Raw genomic sequence first — 14244 nt, 5'->3', positions numbered from 1 at the left:
AATAAGTAGAATAATAGAATAATTTAAGTAAAATATTTACTTATAAAAAAATAGTATTTTGAAAAAAAATATTTATTAAAAATAAATTTTTTCTACTTAAAATCATTTATTAAAGATTTAAATTTAATAGCAGCTTCACCAATTGCTACTACAGTATTAACATTAGTTTTTAATCCTGTTTTAATACCTTCAAAAACTTCTTCTTTAGTAGCACCTAATGTTTTTTTTCTAAATTTTTCAGGTACTATATCAGTAAAAATAATTTGATCAATAATATCAGAATTTTGTTTAATGAATTCATCAGCAACAACCCGAGCAGAATAAGATGCAGGAACCACATTTTTAGCATAAGTTAAAGCATATTTAAGGATTTCAACATCCCCACCATGACCTGATTCAGAAGATACAGTAATAACAACTGTGAAATCACCATAAAGCTTTTTCAATTCTCTTAAAACAGTTTCAACCCCAGCAGGATTATGAGCATAATCAACCATTAATGTTTTTCCATTAACATCACCCATAATTTCCATTCTACCAGGAACACCATTAAATGTAGATATTGCTTCTTGAATAACATCATAAGGTAAATTTAAAAATTCACGAGCAGCAACAATAACACCTAAACAATTATAAACATTATGTAAACCTTCAATACTCATTTGAATCGGATAATCACCATCAGGAGTGGAAACTATAAATTTTTTATCTTTTAAAGAGATTTCTTTAGCAATATAATCCGGTTTTTCATATTTAATACCACAACTACAATTATATTTACCTACTCCAGATATAATTTCTTGAATTTCAATATTTTTACCACACCAACAAGGTTTATATCCTACTTTAGCAGGTTCTTCATCTAAACCAAAAGTTATTAAATCACCTTGATAATTTAAATTTTTTATCAAGCCCATGACAGTTGGATCATCAGAATTTATAATTAATTGTTTATTCATTAAACCTTCAACTAATTCACCTTTAACTTTAGCATAATCAATTAAACTTGCATCATTAGATAAATGATCTGGAGTGATATTAGTTAAAATACCAGAAGATGGTTGAGTAAGTGTTACAATAGAATTTAATCCCCCAGGAGTCCCATCTGTTCCTGTTTCTAAAATTGCAACATCACCATTAAGACGGCTCTGTAAACTAGGTATGAACTCATTATTACCTTGCATACCCTTCAAATTATGTTCCACTGGTTTTAAACCTGCATAGTAAGCAATATGTTTTAAAAGGGTGGTAGTTGTTGTTTTCCCATTAGTACCAGTAATACAAATTACATCTTTATCTGGAGCGAATAATTTAAAAATATCTCCTAAACTTAAAATAGGAATATTTTTTTCTTGAATAATATCAAAAATTTTAGCTTTTTTTGGTAAACTTGGAGGTGGAATTATATAATCAACTTTTTTAAAGAATTCTTCAGGATGGCCTCCATAAAAAATTTCTATATCATAACCCTCAAAAGAACTTTTAAATGTACAATCTTTTTCATTTGCCATGTCTGTTCCTATAACATTAAATCCTCTATCCATTAAAATTCTAGCAACTAAATTTCCAACAACACCACAAACACCAATGACACCAAAAACTTTAGAATCTAAATTTAGTGAAGATAATTCCTCATCAGATAAACTTGTTAATTCAATATTATTCATATTTTTTACAACCCTCTTCTAAACCTTTAACAATTTTATTTCGTACGCTTTCATAATTTTGCATTAATTGAGGACCTAAATGTAAAATATTATCTCCAGGACGTGAATATTTAATACACATTTCAGCTCCATCTACCATTGTTTCAGCTAGTATTTTTTCTGCATTTGAATCAGAAGCAGCATTTAATAATTCTTTAGCAGGTTCCATGAAAACTTTTTGATAAGGTTCATTAAAACCTGTAGCAACCATTACATCAGCATATTTACCTATTAATTTTCCTGTTTCTTTTTTATCCCTTTTTGTTGTGGTATCAAAGTTATCCAATAGAACTACCAATCTTTTATCTTCAAAAAATTCTAATGTAGATTTCATACCTTCAATTAAGTAAGATGCATCAATAAATACTTCACGACCATTATAATTTCCCATATACTCCATATGAACAGCTAATCCTTTAAAGTTTTTTAAACCTTGTTTAATATATTTTAAATCTAATCCATAAGCCATAGCAATAGCTGTAGCAGCTAGTGCATTTTCAAAATAGTAACTCATCATATGAAATTCGGATTCAAAGCAATCATTTTTATCTTCAAAATTATATCCTATTTTAATGGAATTTTGACCACTTTCACCTATAAAATTACAGACTTGATTTTCACTTATTAAAATTTTATCTGTATTTAATTTTTTGAATAAATCCGTATTTTCATTATCAGGTAAATTATTAATCATTCCATAATATAATGTATCTGGTCTAATATCTTTTAAAATATCTTTACATTGAGTACTGGAGATTAATTTTTCACTGTGTTTAGTGATGAACATTTTTCTTTGGATATATCGTTCCATTGATCCACCAAATTCGGATAAATGTTCTGCGTAAATATTTAATAAGGCTCCGACTTTAAGATTTAATTCACCCATTAATCCTGCAGTTCCATGTGGAAGTTCCAATATAGCTATATCTGCTTTATCCGGTAATCCCTTTATAATTCCATCAACTATTACTTCACTTACTAAATTTTGATTCATTGAGGAGCATTTCCATATTTTATAACCTGCAGATCTAAACATTGAATCCACTATGTGTGTTGTACTTGTTTTCCCAACACTTCCAGTTATTCCAATAATATCAGGTTTAATTAATTTATTTACTATTCTTCCAAAATCATCATTTGAAATTACTTTTATATTAGAATTTTTAATAGCTATAGCTGCTGGTGAATTATCAGGTAATGTTGGTGCAGCATATACATAATCAAACTTACTTAAATCAGGTGTTAAATTACCTAAATCTAAAGTTACTCCTTCATTTTCCATTGTTAATAAATTTCCTTGAAAATCTTCATGAAAATTTTCTAATTTTTTAGGATCAGTAATTGTCACGTCATGCCCTATATGATTTAATAATCTTGCAACAGGACGTCCAGCATTTCCAGCTCCAATAACGATACAATTCATTTTTATTAATCTCCATTTATTTAATGTATTGAAATTTTATATTAAACTAATATTAATTATAAATATATTAGCCATAACTATTATTTAATAATAATTTTTTTGAATTAGACATAAAATTAAATAATTTATTTTAAATGGGATAATATAATAATTTAAGAAAAAAAAGAATTTTATATATTGATGATTTAATTATAAAAAATTAAAGAAAAATAGTTTTATAAAAAAAATATTATTTTTTCCATCTTTTTAATTGAGGAAACATTTGATTTAACATTTTACGTGCAGATTCTTCATCCATATCAGTATTTTCTACTGTTTTTGGAACACAAAAATCTATCATTTCTTCCATTGTCATATCGCCTGTAAATTCACCATTTTCATAACAATATTTACAATATTCTTCATTTTTACTACCATCTTTATTTGAACCGTAAAGTTCTTCGGTTATTGGCATTGCACAAGATTGGCAAAATTTCATATTTTCATAATCCATTTTTTCACCTCCCCTTAATCAAATTATATAATATGTGATTTATTAAATTAATCGAATTTTATCAAATTTTCAAAGTCATTGTAAATTACTTTTAGACCACACATAGATGGAACATAATTAGCTGCCTTTGCAGAATTAACACCAACACTTTCATATCCCATGTCTTCTATTGGAGCAACTACCATACAAGTATCTTGAACTATATGTCCTCCAGCATTTTCAATCATTTTATTATAACCCATCCGATCTGCAGCAGCCTTAACATTAATTGAAGTACAAATCCAAAGTTCATTAGAAATACTTTTACCACAAACAAAATTAGCAACATCTTTAATTTCTTCTAAAGAAGCATGAGGACAACCTAAACACACAAGATCAGCATAACCTGAAGCAGTAGACAATTTATCACGAGTTTCTTTAATATCTTCTGTAGAAACAGTCATATTATCATTAACTTCATTACTTAATGCAATTGTATCAAATTCAGGAGTGACATTTTCAACATAATATAATGCAACAGCACCAGAAGAAGCTAAAGCCGCACCTAAAGATTTTAAATCATTATTTGTAGGAACATTATTTAACTTAAAATAAGGAACACCATCACCAACAACTTGACCAACAGCATATCCTAATGCACCAAAATCAGCACCATTCAAATCTGCACCAACATCAACAATCAAAGTAGAAGCCCTATTCAGATCTAAATGAAACCCATACAAAGGAGTCTTACCAACAATAGCAGCAGCTAATGCTCCAGGACCACCTTCACGATTAGTTCTAGCACCAATAACAGAATTAACATAAGCAACAGCAGAAGACTCAGACCAAGAAATATGATCCCTAAATCTAGGAACATTACCTATAAGATAAGGAGTACAAGTACAAGTTTTTGAAATACCTAATTGACCATAAGCATCCACAATATCAGTTTGTTTAGAAGCAAAATCAGCCGGAAAACCTAATTCACTCCAATTATCTAAATCAGTACCTGCAGGATTAAGAGTAGAAGGAATTTTAGCATAACCACTTTTATCTGAAGCTAAATCTTCAAGATACTCTAAACCAGCTTGACCTATTGTTTTATAAGAAACACCTGAAACCTGTGCAGAACTTATATCCACAAACTTTTCAGCACCATAAATATCACCTAATGCAACTAAAATATCCATACTTTTACGAACAGTATCTCCATATTCACCATTACACATCTTTTCTTCATCACGAGTTAAAAACATCTAAAAATTACTCCTAAAAATTTTTTAAATTAAAAAAGTATAATCATCTAAATATATTATAATCTTTAAAAAGTATAAAATTATTCCAAAAAAAATGAAACTTTAAAAAATAGTATTAAAAAAAAGTATAAAAAATAAATTAATTATTATTTAGTTGATGCTCAATAATATCATTTACCAAAAGTAAAAAATTATCTTTAGCAGTGAAAGGAATCATAGCTCCAGCAGCTATATCATGACCTCCACCTTGACCACCAAAGTTTGCTGATGCATCCTGTAAAGCCTTACCTAAATCAACACCCTTATTAACCATAGGACGAATAGTTCTACCAGAAATTTTAATATCATTATGAAGTCTAGCTAAAGCCAAAATAGGCTTATCCTCAGGCAAAATCTTTGCAGACATTCCCACACTAGCTATAGTCCCCATAACACTTTTCAAAACTTTATCATCACTATAAATATATTGAATATAATCCATAGGAACACTACCCTCACGAGTAATCCATTCCATTCCTTTCATCAATTCAGAACGATAATTATTTTGAAGGTTAAGAGCAGCTTTCAATGCTTTATCTCTTTCCCCTAAAGCAATTGAAATACCTAAACCAAATTTTTTGTTTTTCCCACAAGAATCCAATAAAATAGAATATTCTTCTAAATTTCTTAAAACAGGATTTTCTTTAGGAACAGTATATACATCACCAAAAATTTCAGGATTTAATTTAATAAGTTCATCTTTAAGAACATCACGTTCTTCATCACTTAATTGATCAAATTTAATCCCATAAGAAATTCCTCGTTTTTCTAAAAATCCCATAGCACCCTCTAAATTTCCAGTTAAACCTGGAAGGGCAGGATTTAAAGTATAAGCTAATGATTTATAAATAGGTTCCTGAGTTTTAGAAACAATTTTCAAATCCTCATGAATTTCTAAATTACCTGAATCTAAACCATCAGATAAAATCATTTGATTTACACCAGAAAAACCATCAGGACATTGCATATCACCAAAAGCTCCAACTAATGCAAGATAAGCTAAATGTTTTTTATCCATATCTCTAACAACTAAATAACTAGCACCTGCACCACTCAAATCTTTACTCCCATCAATTCCAAATAAATGTGGATTTATATGGACAACATTATCATTAGCTTCAACATCACTTGGTTGATGATGATCAGCTATAATAACATCAGATTTGATAGATTGATTAATTTGTTCTAAACAAGCACTACCCATATCAGAAAATACAAATAATTCATATTTTTCTTTAGCTAAATCCTTAACAGTATCTGATTTAAGACGAGGAACAATTGTTGTATGAAATTGTCCCCCTTCTTCATGAATAGCATTAGCTATAACACCAGCAGCTGAAATTCCATCAGCATCGTTATGAGATATTAATCTTATAACGTCCCCATTTTCGATATGCTTCTTCAGCATATCACAAGCGTTACCTGACTTATTTAACAAGGAGTGCTGCTTCTGTTGGATCGTATCTCCATCCTTCTTGTAAATCACCTTCACTTACATAGTAAGCACCTAAACGGCGAATTCTAGATTCAATAATAGTTAAACCTCTTTTAGAATGAATATCTTTAGGATTTTCTTTTAAATGATCTCTTATATTTACAGCTCTTTTAATTAAATTCATAATATCTTCAGGATATTCAGTTCCTTGACCATTCTTTTTAAGAATTTGAGTGATTTTTTCACCAGTCACTTCTTTAACACTAGGAATACCATATTGATCTCTTAATGTAACACCAATTTCACTTGGAGATTTACCTTCCTTAGTAAATTTTAAAATAAGTTCTTCGATTTCTTCATTTGAATAAGTTACCCAGTCTACGGACATATTTAATTACCTCATTAATTTTTTTATTTGAAAAAACGGTCTTAATAGATTAAATAGATTATAATTAATATTAATTCTCATTAAAGTTGATTAACATACCAATCAATAAATTGTTGTAAAGAATTCTTTCTATGTGAAAACTGATTTTTCTCTTCAGTTGTAAGTTCTCCAAAAGTTTTACCTTCCTCTTCTACATAAAATAGAGGATCAAATGCAAAACCAAGATTACCTTTTTCTTCGAGAGCTATCTGACCTTTAACACGCCCTAAAAAGACCTTGGGCTCAGACTTGGGAGCGCAATACCCAATGACTGACCTGAATTCAGCGTATCGGTCATCGATACCATTCATTAACTTTAAAATACCTTTATTTCCTAAAGTATCCTGCACATAAGAGGAATAAACTCCAGGAAATCCATTTAAAGACTTAATAAATAAACCAGCATCTTCAACAATAACAGATTTATTCAATTTTCGACAAGCATACTTTGCACCGAATTTAGCTACATCCTCAAGAGTCCCTTGAGGTTCACAGTATCCTAAATCAATATGCTCTAATTCAATATCGAAATTTTTAAAAATATTCTCTGCTTCTATTACTTTATGTTCGTTTCCAGTTATAAATGTTATCATATTACTAACCCTACAAAATTATTTAAAAAAATTAAATTAATGAGTATATCTTCCTCTAGATTCAATTTCTTTAATCTTATTTAAAATCATATTTTTATTTAAATCATCTTCATAACTACCAATATAACCATCTAAAATCCAGTCAAAAGTTTCATTAGCAATTTCATAATCTATACTTTGAAAAGACTTTTTAAGAACTAAAAGATCAGTTGCTTTATCCTCAACTAAATCAGAATAACTACCTAAACCAAAATCGAGGAAAACAAAATTACCTTCATCATCAACCATCATATTAGAACTTGTAATATCCCCATGAATAATATCTTTATTATGCATCAAACCAATATTATATCCAATCTTTTTAGCTAAATTAAATCTATCATCAGAACTTAAAGAATCCATAATATCTTTAACCAAATTTCCATGAATTTTTTCCATCAAAATAGATTCATCTTCCAAATTAACATCAAAAAGAACAGGAGATTTAACACCACAAGTTTTAATATCACTAATTAACTTAGATTCACTTTTAGTACGCATCTTTCTAATTTTATTATCAATTTCTTTTACACGGTAAGATTTAGACACTCTCTTTTTCAAAATAGCATCTTCACCTAAATAAGATTTTTCTAAAATATCTGATTCAGCACCTTTAGCTAAAATATTACTTGGTAAGTTTATTTTATTTTTATAATCTTTAACCCACGGAACATCAACTTCATCAGTACGATACCTTTGAATGATATGAGTATCTTTAATATCAACAGTCCCAAAATATTTATTGGTTAACTGCCCAAGCCATGCAATCATAGCCCCATTATCCCCACAATACTTCATATTAGGCATATAAAAATTAGCATAATGTTCATCAGCCATTATTTTTAGCATTTCCCGAAGCCTAGAATTTGCTGAAACTCCACCACAAAGCAAAACTTCATTTTTATCAGTATGTGCTAAAGCTCGTTCAGTCACTTCTACAAGCATTCCAAAAGCAGTTTCTTGAAGACTAAAACATATATCTTCAATAGGAACCCCTCTTTTAAAAGCTCTTAAAGCAGCACTTAATAAACCAGAAAATGAAAAATCCATACCTTTAACACTATAAGGTAAATCAACATAACTACCATTTAATGCTAATTTTTCAATAACTGGACCTCCAGGATGACCTAAACCAGTTTCTCTCCCAAAATGATCAAAACAATTCCCTACTGCTATATCTAAAGTTTCTCCAAAAATTCGATATCTTCCTGATTCAAATGCTATTACTTGACTATTACCACCACTAACATAAAGGGAAACTGGATTAATAGCACCAGTATCTAATTTACCTATTTCAACATGACCTATACAATGATTAACACCAACTATAGGAATTTTTAAAGATAAAGATAATGTTCTAGCAGCAGTAGCTACAGTTCTAAGAGCAGGACCTAAACCTGGACCTTGAGAAAATGAAATAAAATCAACATCAGTTAAATCAATTCCAGCTTCTTCAACAGCCTGAGGAATTAATTTAGGAATCCAATAAGCATGATGTTCAGCAGCTTCCCTTGGATGAATACCTCCTTCCTTTGGGAATAATTGATTTCCAACTGAAGACAATATATTACCTTCATCATCAACAATTCCTACACCTGTTTTCTCTGCAGTTCCCTCAATTCCTAAAGATATCAAAATAATAAACTCCTTTAAAAAAATAAAATTAATTGAAAGTAAAAAATTTTTTTAATAAACTTATATAAAGTTAAATTAATTAATATATGTATGAATTTCATAAGTAATAAAATTATAAAAACATGCTTAATATTTTAATAAAAAGGAGTGTAAAAAAATTGACTGAAGGATTAAAAATTTATGGCTCAGATAATTTAATTAAAAAAATAGAAAATAAAAGAAATTGTGTATTCGTCTGCACTATAGGAACAACAGAAACATCTAAAATTGAAGGAATAAGTGGTGCAGGTGCAAGTCCAGAAAAAACCAAATACACACCTGCTGCAGATGCAGAATTAATAACAATTGGAGAAGTAAAATGTACAAATGATATGGCTGAAACCGTAGTAGATGGAAATTCAGCACCTACTCCAGCAATCATAACAAAAGCTTCTTTAAATTTAAGTAAAATACCCTTAATAATAATTAATGCTGGTTGTGAAATAAAACCTGTTATTCAAACAACAGAAGTTGGAGAAGAAGGAGGTAAAGACATAAGAACCGGCCATGCAGTAGAAAATGCAGAAGAAATTTACTATAACTCTATAGAATTAGGAATGGATTTTGCTGAACTTCATGATTATATAACAATTGGAGAAAGTATACCTGGAGGAACAACAACTGCCTTAGGAGTTTTAAAAGCATTAGGATATGATGCAAACTTTAAAGTAAGTGGAAGCACACCAACAAATCCACATAATCTAAAAATAGAAACTGTCAACGAAGGACTTAAAAATGCTGGAATTGATCCAGAAAGTGATGATCCAGAAACCGATATACTATCCCCATTTGATGCAATAAAAGCAGTTGGAGACCCAACAATACCAGCAATGGCAGGAATGGTAATGGGAAGCAATAAACCTGTTATTTTAGCAGGGGGAACCCAAATGTGTGCTGTGTGTGCATTAATTAAAACAATAGATCCGGACTTTGATTTTTCAAGAATTGCACTTGCAACTACTGTTTATGTTGCAGAAGATGAAACAGCAGACTTATTTAACATTTTAAAACAAATCGATGAAAATATTCCAGTTTATGTAGTGGACCCAGGATTTGAAAAAACCAATCATGGTGGATTAAAAAATTATTTAAAAGGATTTGTTAAAGAAGGTGCTGGTGCTGGAGGTTCAATGTTTTTAGCACTTACCCATGGACATGATGTTGAAGAATTAAGAAATGCTATAGTAAAAGAATGTGAAAATTAATTAAAATTAAAAATTAAATTTAATTCATCAAAATAATGATGAATTTAAATTAATTATTTTTTTACAGATATAAAAGCTATTTTTCCACCTTTGATTACATTTAAATTTCCTTCAGATTCTAAAACAGTATTTAAAAAGTTATCAATACTGATTATTTTACCTTCTATTTCTTCCCAATTTTTTAAACCAATTAAAACATTTTTACCTTTAAAATCAGAAAATTGTTTACTTACTTGAAAACTATCATCATTCATTTATTTTATTCTCCTAAAATTAAAATAGTATTTTTTATAATATTATTAAGCTTATTATATAAATTTATTTACATTTTACTAATTAAAAAAATTAATGTTAGTAATAACACCAACCAATTAATATATAAGATAGTTTTTTTAAATATATAAATAATAAAAAATAGGAGGAAAATAATGCCAGTTAATCAATTAGAAACAACATTACAAGCAATAACAACTACATTAGCTAAGTTAGAAAAAGATGGATGTACTGATGAAGCTAGATTAGAAGGTTTAAAAAAAGAAAGAGATAAAATTTTAAAAGAATTAAATATTAAATAATAAAATCTTATATTTTATTTTAAAAAATTTATTCAATTTTTATTATTAAATTTAAAGTTTCACCAATCTTCTAAAGATTTTAAATCAGCTGTACAGTCTATTTTTAAAGGAGTTAATGTAGGAGCATTTAAAATCTTTAAAGTATAACCATCAGTCCCTTCTTCTTCACCTTGATAAGGTAATCCATCAATCCAATAATAAGGTTTTCCTCTAGGATCAGATCTAACATCAATTTGAGGTATATACATCCTTTCACCTAAACGGGTTAAAATTATTTCTTCACTAGAAGGTTTTGAGGGAACATTTAAATTCAATAAATCAATACCTTTAGGCAAACCTTTTTTTAAAACTTTTTCAGAAATTTCATATAAAAGTTTTTCAGTTATTGAATAATCTAATTCTACATTACGTTCAAATTTCATAGTCCCGGATAAAACTTCCTGTGAAACAGCAATAGATGGAACACCTAAAGCAGCAGCTTCCATAGCAGCACCAATAGTTCCAGAAGTAGTAAGTTCTCCTTTACCAGTATTATGTCCAACATTTATTCCAGAAATAACCAAATCAGGTTTTTCATTTAATAATTCAAAAATACCTAATGTTATAGCATCAGTAGGAGTTCCTGAAACTGAATAAGCTGGAGTACCATCACTTAAATTTAAAGAGTTAATTCTTAAGGGTTCAAAAAGAGTTAAAGCACGACCTATCCCACTTTGTTGATTAGACGGAGCTACAATTGTAACATCACCTAAATCTTCAACAGCGTGTTTTGCAGCTAAAATCCCTGATGCATAAACACCATCATCATTACTAATTAAAATATTTGTCATAATATAAAGTTATACTCTTACTAATAAGTATTTTTGTAATATTAAAAATTGAAAAAAATATATTTTATATATCAAAAAAGGCAAAGTAATAATTAAATATTTATTATTTTAAAAATTATTTTTTAAAGATAATATTTTTTTTAAAAATTTAAATAGAGCTAGGTGAAATCGTGGAAAAGCCACAATTGATAAATTTTATTGCTAAAGTTATGGAAGACTCCGGTTTTAAAGTATATAAAAATTTTAAAACCACTAAACAAATTGTTGATATATATGCTGTACTTCCAAGTTCCATGGGTGACATTGGAGTAGTTGTAGCTTGTAAAAACTATGAAAAGGAATTTGAAGTAGGGACAGATATTTTAAGACAAATGGAAGAAGTTAGTGATATACTTAAAGCATCAAAAATTACAGTAGTAACAAGCAGTAGTTTTTCAAAACAAGCAATAAATTATGCCAAAAATAGAAATATTAAACTTGTTGACAGAAATAAATTAACAGCTTTAGCTCAAAAATATTCAGAAAAAGACCATACTGAAAACCCAAATAATTTGATTACTAAACAGACAAATGAAGATGAAATTTTTGATAATCCAACAACTTATGATAATGGTGAACCTTTATTAGATACAGATTATGATAATTCTACTATAGAAACTGTTAAAGATGACAGTACCCCCTTATCTTATGAAGATGAAGCAACAGTGAATGAATTTTTAAATAATGATAATTTTGGTCAAGACGACAATGTAACTCCAAAACATAGTTTGTTTAAAGGAAATACAAATAGGAATGATTCTCCAAATTTTAAATCATTATTTAGTAATGCAAAATCTAGTAGAAGATCTAGTGGAAAATCTAGTAATAGATTTAATTTTAATTCAGATAAACCTAAAAAAGAGGGTCCTTCTACAATAGATAAATTAAAACCTATATGGAGTAACACACTCTTCTTAATTGTTGTAGTTGTATTATTATCTTATATAATATCATATGCTTTAATAAGTTTAACCAACATACCTGGAGGTATAGCTGGAGTTGTAGAATTATTAGTAGCATTAGCCTTATCTTATGGCCTTATACTATTTGTAGATAGAGATGGAGCTCAAATATTAGTTAAAGGAACTGTTATATTCTTTATTTCATTAATTATTTTAATGTTACTCGTAATATTATAAATAAAAAATTAAATATAATCCTTTTTTTTCAAAATTAAATTTTTTTTCTTTTAAATTTTTAAAAAATATCAAAAAATAAGCTTATTTTATAAAAAAATTTTGTTACAACTAACAATGATTTAAAAATATAATAAAAATAGTAATAAAAGTATAAAAGTGGTTCCGACGAGATTTGAACTCGTGATCCCCTCCTTGTAAGGGAGGTATCATACCCCTAGACCACGGAACCATACAACACCAATACTTTATCTAACATACTATATAAAGGTTACTATTATGGAGTAAAAAATCATGAAAAAACAGAGAAAAAACAAAACCCACCAAAAAAAATTTAGAAAAAAACAGAGAAAAAACAAATAATAAATGAATAGTAATCTATTTAATAATTGAATAATATAAATCATAATGATAATTCTTAAAATTACAAAATAATAAATTAAAGGTGAAAAAATGGCATGGGACGATAAAAATTTAAAAATATGGATGGACGGCGAATTAGTAGATTGGAAAGATGCAAAAATTCACGTATTATCACATGTTGTTCACTACGGATCTGCAGTATTTGAAGGAATAAGATGTTATAATAATAAAAAAGGATCAGCAGTTTTCAGATTAAACGATCATGTGAAAAGATTATTTAATTCAGCAAAAATTTACAAAATGCCAATCCCATACACTCAAGAAGAAATTGCAAATGCAATCAAAGATACAATAAAAATAAACAATTTAAAATCTTGTTATGTTCGACCTATAACATATAGAGGATATGGAGAACTAGGAGTATCACCTTTAAACTGCCCAGTTAACACCACAATAGCAGTTTGGGAATGGGGATCTTACTTAGGTGAAGAAGGTATGAAAAATGGAGTAAATGTTGGCGTATCTTCATGGAGAAAACCAGCACCTGACACATTACCAACATTAGCTAAAGCAGCAGCAAATTATATGAACTCCCAACTAGCTAAAATAGAAGCTACAGAAAATGGCTTTGATGAATGTATACAACTTGATTATGCTGGACATATCGGAGAAGGTAGTGGGGAAAATATTTTCTTAGTAAAAGATAACACATTATACACTCCAACATTATCATCCTCAGTATTAGATGGAATCACAAGAGCTAGTATAATGCAAATATCCAAAGATTTAGGTTATGATGTTATAGAAAGACCATTACCAAGAGAAGATTTATACTTAGCAGACGAAGTATTCTTCACAGGATCAGCTGCAGAAGTCACACCTATACGATCCATAGATGGAAGACAAGTTGGAATCGGAAGTAGAGGACCTGTAACTGAAGAAATCCAAAGTAAATTCTTTGAAATAGTTGAAGGAAAAACAGAAGATAAATACAACTGGTTAAATTATATATAATAAAATAATTTTTGA

The 14244-nt window shown here is 28.6% G+C and carries 14 protein-coding genes and 1 tRNA gene; 4 read left to right on the top strand and 11 right to left on the bottom strand.

The genetic code is table 11. The annotated features are described in order from the left end of the window. Positions 1–92: 92 nt before the first annotated feature. The 8 genes from BP769_RS00710 to BP769_RS00675 all read right to left on the bottom strand — a co-directional run bounded on the left by BP769_RS00710 (position 93) and on the right by BP769_RS00675 (position 9028). Positions 93–1667, bottom strand: coding sequence for a Mur ligase family protein (locus BP769_RS00710; protein ID WP_413824665.1), 1575 nt, complete (start codon positions 1665–1667; stop codon positions 93–95). Further along, the gene (locus BP769_RS00705; RefSeq protein ID WP_413824668.1) at positions 1660–3129 is read right to left on the bottom strand and encodes a Mur ligase family protein; all 1470 of its coding nucleotides are present in this window, start codon (positions 3127–3129) and stop codon (positions 1660–1662) included. The genes BP769_RS00710 and BP769_RS00705 overlap by 8 nt, the downstream gene beginning before the upstream one ends. Before the next feature lie 229 nt (positions 3130–3358). After that, a complete protein-coding gene (locus BP769_RS00700) occupies positions 3359–3622 on the bottom strand; it encodes a zinc ribbon domain-containing protein (RefSeq protein WP_413824670.1) in 264 nt (87 codons plus the stop codon). Positions 3623–3669: 47 nt separating this feature from the next. Continuing rightward, complete coding sequence (locus BP769_RS00695) at positions 3670–4860, bottom strand: aconitase X (RefSeq protein WP_413824672.1); 1191 nt, start codon at positions 4858–4860, stop codon at positions 3670–3672. A 139-nt stretch (positions 4861–4999) separates the two neighbouring features. Then, positions 5000–6307, bottom strand: a complete 1308-nt coding sequence (locus tag BP769_RS00690) for a DHHA1 domain-containing protein (RefSeq protein WP_413824686.1) — start codon at positions 6305–6307, stop codon at positions 5000–5002. A 19-nt stretch (positions 6308–6326) separates the two neighbouring features. Further along, entirely contained in the window at positions 6327–6722 is a 396-nt protein-coding gene (locus BP769_RS00685) for a 30S ribosomal protein S15 (protein WP_409198340.1), read from the bottom strand. Positions 6723–6802: 80 nt separating this feature from the next. Further along, positions 6803–7354 (bottom strand): XTP/dITP diphosphatase, encoded by a 552-nt coding sequence (locus tag BP769_RS00680; RefSeq protein ID WP_409198339.1) that lies wholly within the window; start codon positions 7352–7354, stop codon positions 6803–6805. Positions 7355–7390: 36 nt separating this feature from the next. Continuing rightward, positions 7391–9028, bottom strand: coding sequence for a bifunctional N(6)-L-threonylcarbamoyladenine synthase/serine/threonine protein kinase (locus BP769_RS00675; RefSeq protein ID WP_413824674.1), 1638 nt, complete (start codon positions 9026–9028; stop codon positions 7391–7393). Positions 9029–9186: 158 nt separating this feature from the next. Between BP769_RS00675 and cobT the strand changes: the two genes are divergently transcribed. Further along, positions 9187–10272 carry a nicotinate mononucleotide-dependent phosphoribosyltransferase CobT gene (gene cobT / locus BP769_RS00670; protein ID WP_413824676.1) on the top strand — a complete coding sequence of 362 codons (1086 nt, stop codon included), beginning with the start codon at positions 9187–9189 and terminating at the stop codon, positions 10270–10272. A gap of 53 nt (positions 10273–10325) precedes the next feature. Here the strand turns inward: cobT and BP769_RS00665 are convergent, their stop codons facing one another. Next, positions 10326–10526, bottom strand: coding sequence for an LSM domain-containing protein (locus BP769_RS00665; protein ID WP_409198337.1), 201 nt, complete (start codon positions 10524–10526; stop codon positions 10326–10328). A gap of 174 nt (positions 10527–10700) precedes the next feature. Here BP769_RS00665 and BP769_RS00660 point away from each other — a divergent pair, with 174 nt between their 5' ends. Further along, positions 10701–10847, top strand: coding sequence for a hypothetical protein (locus BP769_RS00660; RefSeq protein WP_409198336.1), 147 nt, complete (start codon positions 10701–10703; stop codon positions 10845–10847). A 59-nt stretch (positions 10848–10906) separates the two neighbouring features. On the opposite strand, the gene surE is transcribed toward BP769_RS00660, so the two are convergent. Then, positions 10907–11677: a 5'/3'-nucleotidase SurE gene (gene surE / locus BP769_RS00655; protein WP_413824679.1), complete on the bottom strand. Its 771-nt coding sequence runs from the start codon at positions 11675–11677 to the stop codon at positions 10907–10909. Between the two features lie 170 nt (positions 11678–11847). Here surE and BP769_RS00650 point away from each other — a divergent pair, with 170 nt between their 5' ends. Then, a complete protein-coding gene (locus BP769_RS00650) occupies positions 11848–12855 on the top strand; it encodes a restriction endonuclease (RefSeq protein WP_413824681.1) in 1008 nt (335 codons plus the stop codon). A gap of 157 nt (positions 12856–13012) precedes the next feature. On the opposite strand, the gene BP769_RS00645 is transcribed toward BP769_RS00650, so the two are convergent. Then, positions 13013–13084 (bottom strand) — tRNA-Val (locus BP769_RS00645). Between the two features lie 221 nt (positions 13085–13305). Here BP769_RS00645 and BP769_RS00640 point away from each other — a divergent pair. After that, the gene (locus BP769_RS00640; protein ID WP_409198333.1) at positions 13306–14229 is read left to right on the top strand and encodes a branched-chain amino acid transaminase; all 924 of its coding nucleotides are present in this window, start codon (positions 13306–13308) and stop codon (positions 14227–14229) included. Positions 14230–14244: the final 15 nt, after the last annotated feature.

The organism is Methanobrevibacter sp. UBA417, from assembly GCF_002508845.1.
Taxonomy (GTDB): domain Archaea; phylum Methanobacteriota; class Methanobacteria; order Methanobacteriales; family Methanobacteriaceae; genus Methanobrevibacter_A; species Methanobrevibacter_A acididurans.
Note: the sequence above shows the minus strand (reverse complement) of the source record. Positions and strands in the feature narration are given on the sequence as shown.